This window comes from Blastococcus saxobsidens (assembly GCF_002938435.1).
Taxonomy (GTDB): Bacteria; Actinomycetota; Actinomycetes; order Mycobacteriales; family Geodermatophilaceae; genus Blastococcus; species Blastococcus saxobsidens.
This window is the reverse complement of record NZ_POQT01000001.1, coordinates 1-17,686: the sequence shown is the minus strand read 5'-3', so window position 1 is coordinate 17,686 and position 17,686 is coordinate 1. Positions and strand designations below refer to the sequence as shown.

17 protein-coding genes and 1 pseudogene are annotated in these 17,686 nt (G+C 73.7%); 5 read left to right on the top strand and 13 right to left on the bottom strand.

The annotated features are described in order from the left end of the window. Nucleotides 1-137: 137 nt before the first annotated feature. From C5507_RS00090 to C5507_RS00080, 3 genes are all read left to right on the top strand, one after another. Nucleotides 138-1,136 (top strand): pirin family protein, encoded by a 999-nt coding sequence (locus C5507_RS00090; protein ID WP_104526705.1) that lies wholly within the window; start codon nucleotides 138-140, stop codon nucleotides 1,134-1,136. Between the two features lie 103 nt (nucleotides 1,137-1,239). Beyond that, on the top strand, nucleotides 1,240-2,208 hold the full coding sequence (locus tag C5507_RS00085) for a pirin family protein (RefSeq protein ID WP_104526516.1): 969 nt from the start codon (nucleotides 1,240-1,242) through the stop codon (nucleotides 2,206-2,208). Continuing rightward, on the top strand, nucleotides 2,205-2,645 hold the full coding sequence (locus C5507_RS00080; protein ID WP_211295497.1) for a PPOX class F420-dependent oxidoreductase: 441 nt from the start codon (nucleotides 2,205-2,207) through the stop codon (nucleotides 2,643-2,645). Before C5507_RS00085 ends, C5507_RS00080 begins: the two co-directional genes overlap by 4 nt. A gap of 64 nt (nucleotides 2,646-2,709) precedes the next feature. Here C5507_RS00080 and C5507_RS00075 read toward each other — a convergent pair whose 3' ends face one another. Further along, nucleotides 2,710-3,456 carry a VOC family protein gene (locus tag C5507_RS00075; RefSeq protein ID WP_104526515.1) on the bottom strand — a complete coding sequence of 249 codons (747 nt, stop codon included), beginning with the start codon at nucleotides 3,454-3,456 and terminating at the stop codon, nucleotides 2,710-2,712. Between the two features lie 78 nt (nucleotides 3,457-3,534). After that, on the bottom strand, nucleotides 3,535-5,595 hold the full coding sequence (locus C5507_RS23265) for a TPM domain-containing protein (protein WP_104526514.1): 2,061 nt from the start codon (nucleotides 5,593-5,595) through the stop codon (nucleotides 3,535-3,537). A gap of 121 nt (nucleotides 5,596-5,716) precedes the next feature. Between C5507_RS23265 and C5507_RS00065 the strand changes: the two genes are divergently transcribed. Next, nucleotides 5,717-6,091 carry a Rieske (2Fe-2S) protein gene (locus tag C5507_RS00065; protein WP_104526513.1) on the top strand — a complete coding sequence of 125 codons (375 nt, stop codon included), beginning with the start codon at nucleotides 5,717-5,719 and terminating at the stop codon, nucleotides 6,089-6,091. Nucleotides 6,092-6,238: 147 nt separating this feature from the next. Beyond that, nucleotides 6,239-6,658, top strand: coding sequence for a nuclear transport factor 2 family protein (locus tag C5507_RS00060; RefSeq protein WP_104526512.1), 420 nt, complete (start codon nucleotides 6,239-6,241; stop codon nucleotides 6,656-6,658). Nucleotides 6,659-6,752: 94 nt separating this feature from the next. On the opposite strand, the gene C5507_RS00055 is transcribed toward C5507_RS00060, so the two are convergent. From C5507_RS00055 to C5507_RS00005, 11 genes and pseudogenes are all read right to left on the bottom strand, one after another. Then, nucleotides 6,753-7,904, bottom strand: a complete 1,152-nt coding sequence (locus C5507_RS00055) for an ABC transporter ATP-binding protein (protein WP_104526511.1) — start codon at nucleotides 7,902-7,904, stop codon at nucleotides 6,753-6,755. Next, complete coding sequence (locus C5507_RS00050; protein WP_104526510.1) at nucleotides 7,901-8,947, bottom strand: ABC transporter ATP-binding protein; 1,047 nt, start codon at nucleotides 8,945-8,947, stop codon at nucleotides 7,901-7,903. Before C5507_RS00050 ends, C5507_RS00055 begins: the two co-directional genes overlap by 4 nt. An 8-nt stretch (nucleotides 8,948-8,955) precedes the next feature. Continuing rightward, the gene (locus C5507_RS00045) at nucleotides 8,956-9,888 is read right to left on the bottom strand and encodes an ABC transporter permease (RefSeq protein ID WP_242611294.1); all 933 of its coding nucleotides are present in this window, start codon (nucleotides 9,886-9,888) and stop codon (nucleotides 8,956-8,958) included. Nucleotides 9,889-9,928: 40 nt separating this feature from the next. After that, a complete protein-coding gene (locus C5507_RS00040; RefSeq protein ID WP_242611293.1) occupies nucleotides 9,929-10,942 on the bottom strand; it encodes an ABC transporter permease in 1,014 nt (337 codons plus the stop codon). Between the two features lie 100 nt (nucleotides 10,943-11,042). Then, nucleotides 11,043-12,749, bottom strand: coding sequence for an ABC transporter substrate-binding protein (locus C5507_RS00035; protein WP_104526508.1), 1,707 nt, complete (start codon nucleotides 12,747-12,749; stop codon nucleotides 11,043-11,045). Between the two features lie 234 nt (nucleotides 12,750-12,983). Continuing rightward, entirely contained in the window at nucleotides 12,984-13,808 is an 825-nt protein-coding gene (locus C5507_RS00030) for a MetQ/NlpA family ABC transporter substrate-binding protein (protein WP_104526507.1), read from the bottom strand. Nucleotides 13,809-13,860: 52 nt separating this feature from the next. Continuing rightward, complete coding sequence (locus tag C5507_RS00025) at nucleotides 13,861-14,520, bottom strand: methionine ABC transporter permease (RefSeq protein ID WP_104526506.1); 660 nt, start codon at nucleotides 14,518-14,520, stop codon at nucleotides 13,861-13,863. After that, nucleotides 14,517-15,608, bottom strand: a complete 1,092-nt coding sequence (locus C5507_RS00020; RefSeq protein WP_104526505.1) for a methionine ABC transporter ATP-binding protein — start codon at nucleotides 15,606-15,608, stop codon at nucleotides 14,517-14,519. Before C5507_RS00020 ends, C5507_RS00025 begins: the two co-directional genes overlap by 4 nt. Nucleotides 15,609-15,945: 337 nt before the next feature. Then, a complete protein-coding gene (recR, locus tag C5507_RS00015) occupies nucleotides 15,946-16,545 on the bottom strand; it encodes a recombination mediator RecR (RefSeq protein WP_104526504.1) in 600 nt (199 codons plus the stop codon). Between the two features lie 43 nt (nucleotides 16,546-16,588). Then, a complete protein-coding gene (locus C5507_RS00010) occupies nucleotides 16,589-16,927 on the bottom strand; it encodes a YbaB/EbfC family nucleoid-associated protein (protein ID WP_104526503.1) in 339 nt (112 codons plus the stop codon). Between the two features lie 54 nt (nucleotides 16,928-16,981). Continuing rightward, a pseudogene (locus tag C5507_RS00005) lies at nucleotides 16,982-17,686 on the bottom strand (DNA polymerase III subunit gamma/tau); the annotation flags it as partial.

Sequence of the window (17,686 nt, the reverse complement as noted above, 5' to 3'; positions counted from 1 at the left end):
GCGAGCGTAGGACTGCAAAGGTGTCTTTGCAACGAGTTCTTTGCATTGATCGGCCGGCGTGGGCCGCACGGGGGAAGACAACGACCCCTGCGCGGGTTACGGTCAGCACTAGTTGAATGTTCAACGAGGAGGACCGGATGCCTGCCGTGACCGTCGAGGACACCACCACCCTGCCGCGGGTCCCGCTGCCGGCGCCCCGGACGGTGCGCCGCCGCACCCGGTCGGTGACCACCGCACCCTCGGCCTTCGAGGGCGAGGGCTTCCCGGTCCGCCGGGCCTTCGCCGGGGTCGACCTGCGGGCGCTGGACCCCTTCCTGCACATGGACCAGATGGGCGAGGTCGAGTACGCCCCCGGCGAGCCCAAGGGCACCAGCTGGCACCCGCACCGGGGCTTCGAGACCGTCACCTACCTCCTCGACGGCACCTTCGAGCACGCCGACTCCCACGGTGGCGGGGGCACGATCAGCAACGGCGACACGCAGTGGATGACCGCCGGCGGCGGCGTCCTGCACATCGAGCGGCCGCCGGAGGAGCTCGTCGTCAGCGGGGGGCTGTTCCACGGGCTGCAGCTGTGGGTGAACCTGCCCCGCGCGCAGAAGTGGGTGGAGCCGCGCTACCAGGACCTGCGCGCCGACGCCTCCGTCCTGCTCGCCAGCCCCGACGCCGGGGCGCTGCTCCGGGTGATCGCCGGCGACGTCGCGGGGCACACCGGGCCGGGCTCCACCTACACGCCGATGGCCATGGTGCACGCCACCGTCTCCCCCGGCGCCACGCTGGACCTGCCGTGGCGGCCGGACTTCAACGCCCTGGTCTACGTGCTCTCCGGCGCCGGTTCGGTCGGCATCGACGGTGCCCCGGTGCGAACCGGTCAGCTCGCGGTGCTCGGCCCCGGCGACACGGTGACCGTTCGGGGCGCCGTCCACCAGGAGTCGCGCACCCCGGCCCTGGACGTCGTCGTCCTGGGCGGCCGGCCGATCAACGAGCCGATCGCCATGTACGGCCCGTTCGTCATGAACACCGCGGACGAGGTCAGGGGCGCGTTCGACGACTTCGCGGCCGGCCGGCTCGGCACGATCCCCGCCCAGCGGGTCTCCGGCCCGGTTCCGCACGGCGACCTGCGGGGCCAGACTGACTGACGGCAGCATCCCGCGTCCCCCGCGCCGAGATCACGGGCTCTCGGCGCACCATGCCCCTGGAACCGTCGAGATCCCGTGATCTCGGCGAAGGAGTGAGCGCGCCATGAGCAACCTTGACCGCCGCCCCGCCGCCCGCGACCTCGGCGGCCTGCAGCAGACCTCGGCCGGGCCGGCGCTCGACCTGCTCCCGGCCAAGGAGGTGCTGCTCGGCGAGTCCACCCGCGTGCGCCGGCTGCTGCCCACGCTCGGCCGGCGCATGGTGGGCGCGTGGGCGTTCGTCGACCACTACGGGCCCGACGACATCGCCGCCTCCTCCGGCATGCAGGTGGCCCCGCACCCGCACACCGGGCTGCAGACGGTGTCCTGGCTGCTCGACGGCGCGGTGCACCACCGCGACTCGCTCGGCAGCGACGTGACGTTCCACCCGGGCGAACTGGCGCTCATGACCGCCGGGCACGGCATCGCCCACTCGGAGCAGTCGCCGGTGAGCCACCCGCGGTTCCTGCACGGCGCCCAGCTGTGGGTGGCCCTGCCGGACGCCGACCGCGACGTTGCACCGCACTTCGAGCACCACGACACCCTTCCCAGCTTCAGCTCCGACGGGCTGCGCACCACCGTCCTCATGGGCACGTTCGCCGGCGCGACCTCGCCGGGGCGGGCCTACACGCCGCTGGTCGGTGCGGACCTCGACCTGACGGCGGGAGCCGACGTGGAGGTGCCGCTGGAACCGGGCTTCGAGTACGCGCTGCTGGCGTCGTCGGGGTCGGTCTCGGTCGAGGAGGCGTCCCTGGAGCGCGGGGCGATGCTCTACCTGGGCACCGGCCGGCGCTCGCTGCGGCTGCGTGCTGCCGACGCCTCGCGCCTGCTGCTCCTGGGCGGGGAGCCGTTCGAGGAGCGGCTGGTCATGTGGTGGAACTTCGTGGGCCGGTCCGGCGAGGAGATCGCCGAGTACGCCGAGCGGTGGAACGCCGGGGACGAGCGGTTCGGCGCGGTGGTGGGCTACGAGGGCGAGCGGCTCGCCGCCCCGCCGCTTCCCCCGGTGCCGCTCATGTCCCGCGGACGCGTGCGGTGACGGGCGACCACGGGGACCGGCCCCTCGACCCGCGGCTGCTCGACTTCGTCGCCGACCGGCGCTGGGGCGTGCTCACGACGCTCAAGCGCGACGGCCGGCCCCAGCTGTCCAACGTCGGCTACTCCTGGCACGACGGGGTGATCCGCGTGTCGGTGACCGCCGACCGGGCGAAGACGCGGAACCTGCGCCGCGACCCGCGGGTGACGCTGCACGTCGCGTCGCAGGACTTCTGGTCGTGGGTGGCGGTCGAGGGCACCGCCGAGCTGACCCCGGTCGCCGCCGACCCGCACGACGCCACGGTCGAGGAGCTGATCACCTACTACCGCGGCATCAACGGCGAGCACGAGGACTGGGACGCCTACCGCGCGGCGATGGTCGCCGACGGCAGGCTGGTCGTCCGGTTCCACCCCGAGCACGCCTACGGCCAGGTCGGCTGACCCCTGGCGGCCCCGTCCAGGGGCCCGCCCTGAGCGTGCGAAGGGTGGGGAGGACGGGGTCCTTCTACTCCATGACCGAGAAGGACCCGCCCCAGGGGTCCTCGACCACGGCGAACCGGCCGAACTCGGTGTCCTCCGCCGGGTGCAGCACCTTGCCGCCCCGGCTCTCGACGGTGGCGACGGCGCCGTCGGTGGACTCCACCGCGAAGCACACCGTCCACCCGGTGGGCAGGCCCGGCTGGACCGCACCGAGGCCGCCGAGGGGGCGGTCACCGGTGCGGAACGTGGCGTAGGGCGCCATGCCCTCCATGGGGTCCCACTCGAATCCGAAGACGGCGCTGTAGAAGGTCTGCGCCGCGTCGGTGTCCCCGACCGCCGCCTCGTTCCAGACCAGCGAGCCCGGCTCGTTGAACCGCTGCACGCCGGTGTGCTGGCCGGCCTGCCAGAGCCCGAAGAGGCTGCCCTGCGGGTCGAGGGCCACCACCATCCGGCCCATCGGCCCGATCTCCATCGGCTCGACCAGGACCGTGCCACCGGCCTTGCGGATGCGGGCCACCGACGCGTCGGCGTCGTCGGTGGCGAAGTAGGTGGTCCAGCCGGGCTGCCCCGCCTCGTCCATCCGGGGACCCAGGCCGGCGACCTGGCGGCCGTCCTTCTCGGCGTTCAGGTAGCCGCCGAACTCGGCCTCCCCGCCGGTGTACCGCCAGGCCAGCAGCTCGGCGTAGAACTCCTTCGCCGCGTCCAGGTCACTGGCGCCGTAGTCGATCCAGCACGGGGTTCCCGCCGGCCAGGCGGTGTCTCGGGTGGGCATCGTTGCCTCCTCCTGATGTGGGGGAGGCCACCGTGGCACCGGGCACCGACAGTTCCCAGGGGCTCGCGCGCGCCGGGGTCAGAAGCGGCCGCCCCCGGCACCGCCGCCGCCACCGCCGCCGAAGGAGCCGCCCCCCGCGCTGCGGCCGCCGAAGCCGCCGCCACCGCCGAAGCCACCGCCGAACCCGCCACCGAAGCCACCGCCGTGGCCACCGCGCCGGCCGCCGCCCAGCAGGATGCCGCCGAGCACCAGGCTGCCCAGGTCGACGCCACCCCGCCGGTAGCCGCCCCCGAATCCGCCGCCCATGCCGGAGCCGTAGCCGCCGCCGGAGTTCCACCGGTCGACGTCGTCCTGCGCCAGGTCGAGCGCGTGCTGGGCCAGCAGTCCCGCCTGGTGCGCCGATCGCAGCGCCGCGACCGGATCGGTGCGGCCCCGGTCGACGGCCGCCTCCAGGTAGCGCCGTGCCTCGGCGAGCCGGGTGCGGGCCTCCGGGCCGATCGCGCCACGGCGGGTGTCGATGAAGTCCTGCGCGGCGGCCACCGTGGACCGGGCCGTGAGCAGCGCCTGGTCGAGCGCGGCCGCGGCCCGGCGGGCCTGGGTCTGGGCGTCCCGGGCCACCGCGAGGGTCTGCTCCAGCGCGGCGTCGGCGTCCTCCAGCTGGCGGAGCGCGGCCAGCGGGTCCCCCGGCGAGGCGTCGGAGGGGCGCAGCGCCGCGTCCGCCGCGGCCAGCGCCGCCTCGGCGCGGGCGATCTGCGGCTCCAGCCCGCTGCGGTCCCCGGCGCCGAGCAGCGCCCGGGCCTCCGCCAGGTCCTTCTCGGTCTCCGCGCGGGCGGCGGCGACCTGGCCCGCGGCGGCGTCGAGGTCGGCGGCCAGCCGCCCCACGGCGTCGAGCAGGGTCCCCGTCTGCGCGACGGCGTCCTCCGCGGCGCGGACGTCACCGACGGCCTCCCCGGTCCGGCCGGCGGCGATCGCCTCCCGGGCCTCCCGGATCTCCTGCTCCGCAGCGTCCAGCCGCGCGCCGGCCTCGGTCACGTTCTCCGCGACCGCGGCGACCGCCGAGCCGGCGAACCGCTGCCGGAGCCCGGCCAGCCGCTGCTCCTCCTGCGGCAGCCGGCCGCGCAGCTCGGCGATCCGTGGCTCCAGCGCCGCCAGCACCTCCGGAGCGCGGTGCTCCAGGTCCCGCAGCTGCTGGAAGGCCGCGCTCTGCTCGTCCAGGCGCGCGTCGGCGGCCCCGGTCAGGGAGAGGATCTCGGCCAGCATGCGCCGGGTGGTCGGCTCGTCCCTGCCGGTCCCCCGCCCGCCCGAGTCGTCGTCCAGCTCCTGGCGCAGCGCGAAGGCCCGCGACAGCTCGGCCTTGGACTGCTCGAGCGCGGCACCGAAGCCGGCGACCGCCTCCTCCCCGTACTGCGAGCGGGCGAAGTCCAGGTCCAGCTGGGAGGTCTTGACCGCCTCGTCCACCTCCAGCAGCGCCTCGCTGGCGCGGCCCTGCAGCTCGGGAGTGGGCGTGCCCTCGTGGGGGTCGGGCTCCCGGCGCTGCCGGCCGGGCGGCACGGCCGTGCCGCTGCGGTTCCGCCGCGACCGGCTGACCAGGTAGGCCCCGCCGCCGACGACCGCGATCCCGCCGAGCACGAGCAGCGGGCCGGCGCCGCCACCGGACCCGTTCCCGTCGGACCCGGCGGTGGCGGCGGAATCGGTGCGCAGGATGTCGGTGAACTCGGCCACGCCGCCGGCCCAGTCGCCCTCGCCGAAGGCAGGGTCGACGGTGGTGGCGGCGAGGTCCTCGATCTCGGCGCGGGACAGCGGGAAGCCCGGCGGCGGGACGAACCCGTAGAGCCGGTCCTCGACCGCGACGGCGAGGAGGGCGTCGTTGCGGGCGAGCTGGCTCAGCTCCGCCGTCGCCGCCGCCCACTCGGGACCGTCGGCCCCGTCGAAGCTGGCGACGAACACCACGAACAGCTGGGTGCCCTCCTCGGCCCGCAGGTCCTCCAGCGTCGCCTCGACGCCCGCCCGTTCACCGTCCAGCGCGCCCACCTCGTCCACGACCTGCTCGGCCAGCCGGAACGGGGGGACGGCGAGCGCCGGGCCGGCGGTCAGCACGAGGACGGCGAGCACCCCCAGGGCGACGCACAGCCGGCGCACGGAGGACCTCCAGGACGGTGGGAGCAGAACCCCCGCGACACTACCGACGCGGGAGGGGTCCGGCCCGGCCGCAGTGGGTAGGGCGCCACGGCGACCCGCTGCCGTCCGAGGAGGACAACCCGTGCCCGACCGCGAATCCGTGCCCGCCGCCGACCTGCCGCCGGGCGCCGTGCGCCGCGTCGGTGACTGGGCCGTCGGCAACCGCGGCCCCGGCCCCGACGGCCGGGAACGGCACTTCGCGGTGTCCCGGCGCTGCCGCCACCAGCTCGCCGACCTGTCCGACGGCACCGTCGACGCCGACGGCTGCCTGGTCTGCCCGTGGCACCAGAGCCGTTACGACGTGCGCACCGGGGAGATGGTCGAGGGCCCGCGCGGCTTCCTCGGCTACCACGGCCCGACGCCGGTCTACAGCCGGCTGGTCCGCCTGCTCGGGTCGGTGGCCCGGCTCCGCGTGCGCCGGGCGACCCGCGAGGGCGACGAGGTCGTCCTGGAGTAGCGCCGTCCGCAGACGGTGACGTGCGCGAAGCCCCCGGTGACGGCAGGTCCCGGCTCGCCCCGCTGGTGCGCCACCCGGACGCTCACCGGCCCTGGCACTGCCACGACGGCGCTAATCTGCCGCCCCACCTTCGGCAGGGAGGCTGCCATGACAGGAACAGTGAGCGACCCCGTCACCCGGATGAAGGGGCTGTACGACGCGTTCGGCCGCGGCGACATCCCCACGGTTCTCGCGGCGATGGACGAGGGAATCGAGTGGTATGAGGCCGAAGGAGGCCCGTGGTTCCTCGGCCGCCCCTTCGTCGGGCCGCAGGAGGTCGTCGACGGGGTCTTCCAGCGGATAGCCACCGAGTTCGAGGGGTTCGAGATCCATCCGACCCGTTTCCTGCGGGACGGCGACACGGTCATCATGGAGGGTCGTTACCGCGCCCGGAGCCACGCGGCGACCGGTAAGCCGCTGGACGCCGAGGTCGTCCACGTGTGGGACCTGCGGAACGACAAGCTCGTGCGCTTCCACCAGTACGTCGACACTCGCCAGCTGGCGGATGTGATGGGGGCCGACGGCTGAAGCAGGGCGGTCGACCGCTCCGTGTGCTCACGCGAGTGCGACCCCCCGCTTCCCGCCCTGATCGCCTGTGCCGCTGATCCGACTCCGCGTCGGGTCAGCGGCGCTCGATGGGTTCGTCGACGCCCTGCACCAGGGCGTCGGTCTCGATCGGCCCCGCCCCGGTCGCCCGGACGGAGACGCCCATGAGGGCCGCCACCTCGTCCGCCGACTTCGGCTGCAGGACGCCGTCGCGGATCTCCTCGGCCCAGTGGCAGCTGACCAGCCGCCCCGGTGCCAGCTCGCGCAGCACCGGGACCTCGTCGTCGCACCGGGTCTCCTGGCGCCACGGGCAGCGGGTGTGGAACCGGCAGCCGCTGGGCGGGTTCGCCGGCGACGGCAGGTCGCCGGCCAGCAGGATCCGCTCCCGCGTCTCCTCCACGACCGGGTCCGGCACGGGGACGGCGCTCATCAGGGCCCGCGTGTAGGGGTGCAGCGGCTGCTCGTACAGGTCGTCGGCGGGGGCCTGCTCGACCAGCGAGCCCAGGTACATGACGCCGACGACGTCGCTGATGTGGCGGACCACCGCGAGGTCGTGCGCGATGACCAGGTAGGTGAGGCCGAGCCGTTCCTGCAGCTCCTCGAGCAGGTTGAGCACCTGGGCCTGCACGCTGACGTCGAGGGCGGAGACCGGCTCGTCGGCGATCAGCAGGTCCGGCTCCAGGGCGATGGCCCGCGCGATGCCGATGCGCTGCCGCTGCCCGCCGGAGAACTCGTGCGGGTACCGGCGCAGCGCGGCCGAGGGCAGACCCACGGCGTCCAGCAGTCCACGGATCTTCTCCGCGATCCCCGCGGTCCCTCCGCCCAGGCCGTGCGCGCGCAGCGGCTCGGACAGCAGCGACTCCACGTTCTGCCGGGGGTCGAGGCTGCCCAGCGGATCCTGGAAGACCATCTGCATCCGGCGGCGCATCGTGCGCAACGCCTCGCCCTTCAGCGAGGCGACGTCGGTGCCGTCGAAGAGCACCTCGCCGGCGGTCGGCTCCTCCAGCCGCAGGATGGCCCGGCCCAGCGTCGACTTGCCGCAGCCGGACTCCCCGACCAGCCCGTAGGTCGAGCCGCGGGCGATGGAGAGGTCGACGCCGTCGACGGCCTGGACGTGCCCGACGGTCCGGTCGAAGACGACCCCCCGCTTGATCGGGAAGTGCACCTTGAGTCCCCGGACCCGCAGCAGCGGCTCCTCCCCCCAGGCGTGCGCAGCGGCGGCGGTCATCGGGGGGCTCCCAGGGCGGTGGCGCCGGACGGCGCCGTCGGGTGCTCCAGCGGATGGCGGCAGCGCAGTTCCCTGCCGGGCCCGTCGTACGCCAGCGGCACGACGCTGCCGGACACCTCGGTCAGGCAGTCGTCCTGCGCGTTGTCGCAGCGCGGGGCGAACGCGCACCCCTCGGCCCACGGGATGGCGTCGCGCGCCGACCCGCGGATGGGCGTGAGCGGCGTGCCGCGGCCGGCGTCCAGCCGGGGCACCGACGCGAGCAGGCCCCCGGTGTAGGGCTGACGGGGCCTGGCGAACAGCTCGTGCCGGTCGGCGGTCTCGATGATCTTGCCCGAGTACATGACGTGCACGCGGTCGCACAGCCCCGCGACGACGCCCAGGTCGTGGGTGATCATCACCAGCGCCGTCCCGGTGTCGACGACGAGCTCCTTGAGGAGCTCCAGGATCTGGGCCTGGATGGTGACGTCGAGGGCGGTGGTCGGCTCGTCGGCGATCAGCAGCCGCGGGGAGCAGGCCAGCGCCATGGCGATCAGCGCGCGCTGGCGCATGCCGCCGGACAGCTGGTGCGGGTACTCCTTGAGCCGGCGCCGCGGGTCGGGAATGCCGACGCGGTCCAGCAGGGTCACGGCCTCCGCCGCCGCCTCCGCCTTGGACATGTCGCGGTGCTCGAGCAGCACCTCGGTGACCTGCGTGCCGATCTGCACCGTGGGGTTCAGCGAGGACAGCGGGTCCTGGAAGACCATCGCCATGTGCGCCCCGCGCAGCGAGCGCAGCTTCCGGCTGCCGGCCCCGATCAGCTCCTCCCCCTCGAGGCGCACAGATCCGCCGACCTTCACCCCGCGGCTGGGCAGCAGGCCCATGATCGCCAGCGACGTCACGGACTTGCCGCAGCCGGACTCCCCGACCAGGCCGACGGTCTCGCCCGGCGCGACGGAGAAGCTGACGCCGTCGACGGCGCGGGTGGGCTTCTCCCCCTTGCGCTGGAAGGTGACCGAGAGGTCCTCGACCTCGAGCACGGGGGCGCCGCCCTGCAGCGAGCTCATCGGGGTGCTCACCTCCGGAACTTCGGGTCGAGGGCCTCGCGCAGCGACTCGCCCAGCAGCGTGAAGCCGAGCGCGACCACGATGATGCACAGCGCCGGGTAGACGGCCAGCTCCGGTCGGACGGACAGGAAGGCCTGCGCGTTGGCCAGCATCGCGCCCCACTCCGGCCGAGCCAGGTCGGGGTCGCCCAGGCCGAGGAAGGACAGGGCCGCCGCCTCGATGATCGCGGTGGCCAGCGACAGCGTGGCCTGCACGATCACCGGGCTGAGCGAGTTGGGCAGCACGTGGCCGAACACGATCCGCCGCTTGCGGATGCCCAGCGCCCGCGCGGCCAGGGCGTAGTCGCTGCCGCGCTGCACCAGCATCGAGCCGCGCAGCAACCGAGCGAAGATCGGCACCTGGGTGACCGCGATGGCGATCATCAGCGCGTACTGGTTCTGGCCCAGCAGCACCGAGATGCTGATGGCCATCAGCAGGCCCGGGATGGACAGCAGGATGTCGACGAACCGCATGACCACGGTGTCGACCCAGCCGCCGAACGCGCCGGCGATGATTCCCAGCGCCATGCCGGCGGCGACGCCGAGCACGGTGGAGACGACCCCGATCATCAGCGACTGCCGCGATCCGTAGATCAACCGGGAGAGCAGGTCGCGGCCGAGGTTGTCCACCCCGAGCGGGAAGCCCTCCTGGCTGCCGGGGATGAGCCCCGGCCGGATCTGCGACAGCAGCGTCTGCGCCAGCGGGTCGCGCGGGGCCAGCCACGGCGCGAAGAGGGCCACGAGCAGGAACGTGACGACGATGACCGCACCGATGATCGCGACCGGGTCGCGCCGCAGCCGGCGGAAGGCGCTCCGGGTCAGGGAGACCCCGCCCTCGCCCTCGGGCACCTGGCCGGCCCGCGCCGCCAGCTCGTCGATCCGACGCCGCTTGACGTCACCCATCGCGGTCACCGCTGTGCCCCCCGGTCCGATTCCGCACGCTTCATCGAACTCTCACTCTCGGGTCGAGCAGACCGTAGGAGATGTCGACGAGGAGGTTCACCAGCACGTAGACGATCGCCAGCATGAGGATGAACCCCTGCAGGACGGCGAAGTCCCGCGCGAACAGGGCGTCGTAGAGCGCCGAGCCGACCCCGCCGAAGGCGAAGACGCTCTCGGTCAGCACCGCCCCGGACAGCAGCAGACCGGTCTGCAGGCCGATCGTCGTCGACACCGGCAGCAGCGCGTTCTTGATGATGTGCCGCCGCCGCACCGTCGACGTCGCCAGCCCCTTGGCGTTCGCCGTCCGCACGTAGTCCTCGTTGACCACGTCGAGGACCGAGGCCCGGGTGATCCGGACGATGATGGCCAGCGGGATGGTGCCGAGCGCGATCGCCGGCAGGACCAGGTGCAGCACGGCGTCCCACGCGGCGTCCCACTCGCGGGTCAGCAGCCCGTCGAGCACGTAGAAGTTGGTGATGCGGGTGGCATCCATCCGCACGTCCTGCCGCCCGGAGCCGGGCAGCCAGCCGAGCTCGACGGCGAAGCCCAGGCGCAGCAGGTAGGCCAGGAAGAACACCGGGATCGCGACGCCGAGCAGCGAGCCGATGACCGACGTCGAGTCCAACCAGCTGCCGTGCCTGCGGGCGGCGAGGTAGCCCAGCGGGATGCCCACGCCGATCGCGAAGATCATCGCGAAGATCGTCAGCTCGATCGTGCCCGGCATGCGCTCGAGGAACTCGGTGGTGACCGCGCGGCCGGTGCGCGCGGAGGTGCCGAAGTCCAGCCGGATCGCGCGACCGAGGAAGCGCAGGTACTGGACGATCAGCGGCTCGTCCAGGCCGAAGAGCTCGTTGTAGCGGGCGATCGCCTCAGGGGTGGCGCGCTCCCCCAGCGCGGCCTGGGCCGGACCGCCGGGGAGGGCGCGCAGCCAGGCGAAGAGCAGCACCGACAGGCCCAGCAGGATGGGGATCAGCTGCAGGAGCCGCCGGACGATGAAACGGAGCACGTGCTCCATTCCCCTCTCACGGAACGGACCGGACCAACAGGCTCGCGGCGGCCCCCTTGCAGGGGCCCGCCGCGAGCCTGCGAGCGGTGGGGGGCGAGGGGGTCCTTCCTCAGTCGTTGAGCGAGACCGTCGAGAAGACCTCGGCGGTGAGCGGGCTGGGCTCCAGGCCCTGGACCCGCTCGGAGACGACCAGGGCCGGCGGCGAGTGCGAGACCGGGACAGCCGGCAGGTAGTCCATGATCAGCCGGTTGGCCTCCTGGTACATCTCCGTCCGGTTGGCCGGGTCGGGTTCGCTGTCGGCCTCGGCCAGCGCGGCGAAGATCTCCGGGGCGCTGAACGCCCCGAACTCGGCCGACGCCTGGTTGTTCGACGCCTCGGCGAAGAACGTCCCGATGAAGTTGTAGGCGTCGTTGTAGTCACCGGTCCACCCGAGCAGGTGGATGTCCGCCTGGCCCGCCTGCACGGCGTTCAGGTAGTCCGGGTTCCACGGCAGCGCCGTGGGCTGGACGGTGAAGCCGGCGTCGGTCAGGTTCTGGCTGATGACCTGGAACATGGCGGCCGGGTCCGGCAGGTACGGCCGGCTCACATCGGTCGGGTAGAAGAAGCGCAGCGTCGTGCCGGTGGCGCCGGCCTCGGCGAGCAGCGACTTGGCCTTCTCGACGTCGTACTCGTAGGTGGTGACGTCCTCGGCCCAGCCGTCGACCGTCGGCGGCATGAACTGGGTGGCCACCTCCGCGCCCTCGGGCAGGAGCGAGTTCACGATCGTCTCGCGGTCGATCGCGTGGGCGATCGCCTGGCGGACCCGCTCGTCCTGCAGTGCCGGGTTGGCACCCGAGTCGGGCACGTTCCCGCCGTTGATCCCCAGGTAGAGGATGTTGAACGGGTCGCGGACCAGCACCTGGGCGCCGGTGTCCTCGAGGGTGGCGTAGTCGGCCGGCGCGACGAAGTCGTAGCCGTCGATCGAGCCGGCCTGCAGCTCCTGGCGGCGGGTGTTCCCGTCGGAGATCGTGCGGAAGATGACCTTGTCGAGCTTCGCCTTCTCGCCCCAGTAGTCGTCGTTGCGGACGATGGTGACCTCGCCGTTGCTCCGGTCCCAGCTGTCGAACTTGAAGGGCCCGGTGCCGACCGGGTGCTCCATGGCGTACTCGGAGTAGGTCAGCGCGTCCTCGCTGCCGCTCAGGTCGTCCGCGTCGTACTCCTCCAGGGCCGTGGGGCTCTGGATGGAGAAGGCCGGCAGCGCCAGGGCGGAGGGGAACTTCGAGGTCACCTGGGTGAGCCGGATGACCGCGGTGTTCTCGTCGGTCGCCTCGCAGCTCTCGTAGATGCTGGGGGTGTCCGGCGTGCTGGCGAAGCCGCCGAAGACCGCCTGGTAGTAGTACGAGGCGCTCGGGCTGGTGGCCAGGCCGTCGAAGTTGTACCAGCGGTCGAAGTTGAAGCAGACGGCCTCGGCGTTGAAGTCCGTGCCGTCGTGGAACTGCACGCCCTCCTGCAGCTCGAAGGTGTACTCGAGGCCGTCCTCGCTGACCTCCCAGTCGGTGGCGAGCTCGGGCACGGGGTCGGTGCCGCCGAGCTCGTTGCCCAGGAGACCCTCGAAGATCTGGCGGGAGACGCGGAAGGTCTCACCGTCGCTGCCGAACGCGGGGTCCAGCATCGCCGGGTCGCCGGCGGCGCCGAAGACCAGCGTGCCCCCGGACTCCTCGCTGCCGCTGCCCTCGCCGCCGGAGTCCCGGTCGCTGGAGGCGCAGGCAGACAAGGTCACTGCGGTGAGCGCGGCCGCGGAGGCAGCGAGCGCTCGGGTGGTACGACGACGTGTCATCGCGGAAGACCTGCCTTCCCGGCTCGTGCGAGCCGGACGTGTTCCGGACGGGGGCGCCGCGGACCGGAAGGGGTCCACGTGCGTTTTCGGACCCTAGGCGGCCGTCACCGCTCCGCGTGAGGCCCCGCCGTCCATCGACACCAAGCCGTGACCTTCGGCGTGTCGGGGTCCGCCGCGCCCGGCGGTGCACGTCGTGGCGCCGTCCGGGCCGGACGGCGCCACGGCGCACTCCGTTCAGAAGGCGGGCAGGACCGCTCCGGAGTAGGTCTCCTCGATGAACTGCCGGACCTCGTCGGAGTGCAGCAGCTCCTCCAGCTGCTGGATGCGCTCGTCGTCCTCGTCGCCGCTGCGGACGACCACCAGGTTCGCGTTGGGGTTGCCCTCGGCCTCCTCGAGCACCAGCGCGTCCTCGGCCGGCGAGAGGTCGGCGTCGATCGCGTAGTTGCCGTTGATGACCGCGGCGTCGACGTCGGCCAGCGAGCGCGGCAGCTGGGCGGCCTCGACCTCGGTGATCTCCAGGTTCTTCGGGTTCTCCTCGATGTCGAGGGAGGTGGGCGCCGCGTCCCCCGTGTCGGCAAGCGTGAGCAGGTCGTTGGCCGCGAGCAGCCGCAGCGCGCGGGCGGCGTTGGTCGGGTCGTTCGGGATCGCGACCGTGGCGCCGTCGGGCAGGTCGGCGACGTCGGTCAGCGACGCGGAGTAGAGGCCCAGCGGCTCGATGTGCACCGGCTCGAGCGCGGCGAAGTCGTAGCCGGCGTTGGCCTCCTGCTCCTCCAGGTAGGGCACCGTCTGGAAGTAGTTGGCGTCCAGCGACCCGTCGTCGAGGGCCACGTTGGGCTGCACGTAGTCGGTGAACTCGACCACCTCGAGCTCCAGGCCGGCGTCCGCGGCGAGCTCCTCGTCGATGAACCGCAGGATCTCGGCGTGCGGCACCGGGCTGGCGCCGACGCGCAGCGGCTCCTCGGCACCCGAGAGCTCCGCCTCCCCACCCCCGCACGCGGTGAGGCCGAGCAGCGCGGCGGTGGCGAGGGCGGCGAGGGCGGACCTGGTGGGGCGGGTCATGCGGGGTTTCTCCTTGCGGGGTGGGGTGGTGCGGGACGTTCGGAGGGGTCGCTCAGGCGTGGGCGAGGCGGCGGGCCCAGCGGTCGCCGGCCCACTGCAGGGCCTGGACGACCACCAGCAGCAGCACCACGGTGGCCACGGTGATGTCGGTGCGGAACTGCTGGTAGCCGTAGCGGATGGCGAAGTCGCCGAGGCCGCCACCGCCGATGGCGCCGGCCATGGCCGAGTAGCTGATGAGGGCGACGACGGTGACGGTGATCCCGGCGACCAGCGACGGCAGCGCCTCGGGCAGCAGCACGGTGCGGACGACGTCGCGCCGGCGGGCACCCATGGCCAGCGTCGCCTCGACCTTGCCGTGCCCGACCTCGCGCAGGCTGGTCTCGACCAGCCGGGCCAGGAACGGGACGGCGCCGATCGTCAGCGGGACGATCGTGGCGGTGGAGCCGATGGTCGTGCCGACGATGCCGCGGGTGACCGGGGCGACGAGGACCAGCAGGATGATGAAGGGCAGCGACCGTCCGAGGTTCACCACCAGGCCGAGGACGCGGTGCACGAGCGGGCTCGGCGAGAGCGCGCCGGGCGCGGTGATGGTGAGCAGCACGCCGAGCGGGACGCCGATCAGCACGGTGAGCAGCGTGCTGACGCCCACCATGTAGAGCGTGTCCCAGGTGGCCTCGGCCAGCTGCGGGGCGATGCGGTCCCAGTCGTTCACCGCTGCACCTCCGGGGCGTCGAGGAGGTGGGGGACGACGCGACCGTCTGGTGCCGCGGGATCGGGGTCGTCGTGGGCGTCCATCGGCGCCGGCTCGTCGCCGGGGACGGCGCGCTCGACCAGCGAGCCGCCCTCGCGCAGCCGCTGCAGCGCGGCGTCCAGCCGGCCGTCGTCGCCGGTGACCGAGAGCAGCAGCCGGCCGAAGCGGTGGCCGGCGACGGTCTCGACCGAGCCGCCGACGACCTCGACGTCGAGACCCAGCTCCCCGGCGAGCGTGCGCAGCACCCGGCCCTCGGGGGCCGACTCGGTGACGGTGATGCGGAGCAGGTCGCCGGTCGCCCCCGCCACGGCCGGCGCGGGCAGCAGCTGGGCGGCCAGCGGCGAGTGCGGTCGGGTGAGCACCTCGGTCAGCGGTCCGCCGTCGACGACCCGGCCCCGGTCGAGCAGCACCGCGCTGTCGCAGACCGCGCGGACGACGGCCATCTCGTGGGTGATGAGCAGGACGGTCAGCCCGAGCTCCGCGCGCACCTGGCGCAGCAGGTCCAGCACGCCGGTGGTGCTCGCCGGGTCCAGCGCGCTGGTGGCCTCGTCGCAGAGCAGCACCTTGGGGCGGGCGGCCAGGGCCCGGGCGATGGCCACGCGCTGCTTCTGACCGCCGGAGAGCTGGGCGGGGCGGGAGGCGTGCCGGTCCCCCAGGCCCACGAGGTCGAGCAGGTCGGCGACGCGCCGGCGGCGCTCGGACCTGCCGACGCCGGCCAGCTCCAGCGGGTGCTCGACGTTGCCGGCCGCGGTGCGGGAGTCCAGCAGGTTGAAGTGCTGGAACACCATGCCGACGGTGCGCCGGGCCTGACGGACGCCGTCGTCGTCGAGGTCGGTGAGCACCTGGCCGTCGACCACGACCCGGCCGGAGGTGGGGCGTTCGAGCAGGTTGACCAGCCGCGCCAGCGTGCTCTTGCCCGAACCGCTCGGGCCGACGACGCCGGCGAACTCCCCGTCGGCGACCGACAGGCTCACGCCGTCGACGGCGACGACCTCGGCCGCCCCGCGACGAGCGGGGAAGACCTTGCGGACGTCGGTCAGTTCGATCACAGGGGGCCTCGGCAGGGCTGGGCGGTGCAGTGCGGACGGCGGGGCCGGCACGCGGGGTCTCCCCCGGCGTACCCGGCGGGGGCCGGGCTAGAGCCGGCTGGCCGTGCGCATGAGATCGATGGCGCGACGACGAGTCAGCGCACACCCCTTCAGCACCGGTCGATCATGCCCGGGGCGCCCGGTCGACTGCCAATCCGCGGCCTCGAATGTGAGGGAACGCTCAACCGCCCGTGCGGCCGACCGGGAGCAGGCCGTGGCCCCAGCGTCCGTCCCGGGAGCCGGCAGCATCCCGTCTGAACGCCTGTCGACGGGCACCCCTGGCCCTCCCGACCCTCGCTCAGGCGTCGATGCGGCGGCGGCCCTCGAAGGCGCGGCCCAGCGTGACCTCGTCGGCGTACTCCAGATCGCCACCGACGGGCAGGCCGCTGGCCAGCCGGGACACCGCGAGCCCCATGGGACCGACGAGCCGCGCGAGGTAGGCGGCGGTCGCCTCGCCCTCGAGGTTCGGGTCGGTGGCGATGATCATCTCCTTGACGGAGCCGTCCATCAGCCTGGTCATCAGCTCCTTGACCCGCAGGTCGTCGGGGCCGACGCCGTCGATGGGGCTGATGGCGCCCCCCAGCACGTGATAGCGCCCGCGGAACTCGCGGGTGCGCTCGATCGCGACGACGTCCTTGGGCTCCTCGACCACGCACAGCACGTCGTCGGAGCGGCGCGGGTCACGGCAGATCCGGCACTGCTCGGCCTCGGCGACGTTGTAGCAGGTCACGCAGAAGCGGACGGACTCCTGGACGCGGGTCAGCGCGGCCACCAGCCGGCTGACGTCGGCGGACTCCGACGACAGCAGGTGGAAGGCGATGCGCTGGGCGCTCTTGGGCCCCACGCCGGGCAGGCGACCGAGCTCGTCGATCAGGTCCTGGACGGCACCCTCGTACACGGTGCTCCTCGGGTTGCGAAGTGGATCGGGCGGAGCCGCTCGATCAGAGGCCCGGCAGGCCCAGCCCCCCGCCACCGAGACCCCCGGCGAGCGGACCCATGGCGTTGGCGGCGAGCTCGTCGGCCGCGCGCTTGGCATCGCGGACGGCGGCGACGACCAGGTCCTGCAGCGTCTCCAGGTCGTCGGTGTCGACGGCCGCGGGCGCGATGGTCACCGCGGTGAGCTCACCGTCGCCGGTCATGGTCGCGGACACCAGACCGCCACCGGCCGAACCGGTGACCTCGCTGGCGGCCAGCTCCTGCTGGGCGGCGACGAGCTGCTGCTGCATCTGCTGCGCCTGCTGCATGAGCTGGGACAGGTCGGGCTGGCCTCCGGGGAACATGCCACGAGAGTAGGCCGCGGGTGCGACAGGTGACGCCGACACGGCGCGCGGTGATCAGCTCTCGACGGGCCGGGCGCCCAGCTGAGCGCGCAGGAGCTGCAGCGCCGCCTGTTCCTGGTCGACGGCGGGCTCGGGCTCGCGGTCCCCACCCGCGCCGACCTCGGCGGCGCGCTCGGCCATCAGCTCCCGGGCCTCGGCGGCCTCCGCCTGCCGCGCCGCCTCCCGCGCCACGTCGGGGGTGACGGTCGGACCCGCGGCGGGGCCGGAGCCCTCGACGACGGCGTCCACCCGCCAGCGGACGCCGAGCAGCTCGTTGAGCGCCTCTCGCAGGACGTCCTTGTTCAGGTCGTCACCGAGCCGCCGGGCCAGGGCCGGCGAGGAGGTCGACAGCGTCAGGACGCCGTTGGCCAGCTGGTGCACCTGGGCGTTCTTGAGCAGCGCCTCGGTCGTGCGCTTGTGCTTCTTGACGACGGAGAGCAGCTCGGGCCACACCCGGCGGACGTCGGCGGTGGTGAGCTCGCCGTCGTCCGCGGCGTCGGGCGGGTTCGCCGAGACGACCGGCGTCGGTTCGCCACCGCGCGGGGCGGGCGCGGACTCGGCGGCCGCGCGCGGCGGGGACGCCGGCGGTCGCGGCTGCTCGAGCCGGGACTCCGCGGCCCGGACGGCGGCCGGCCGGGCCGCGTGCGGCCAGTCCTCGTCGTCCGTGGGCTCCGGCGGGAGCGGGATGTCGGGCTCCGCCACGGCCTCGCGGGGATGGCG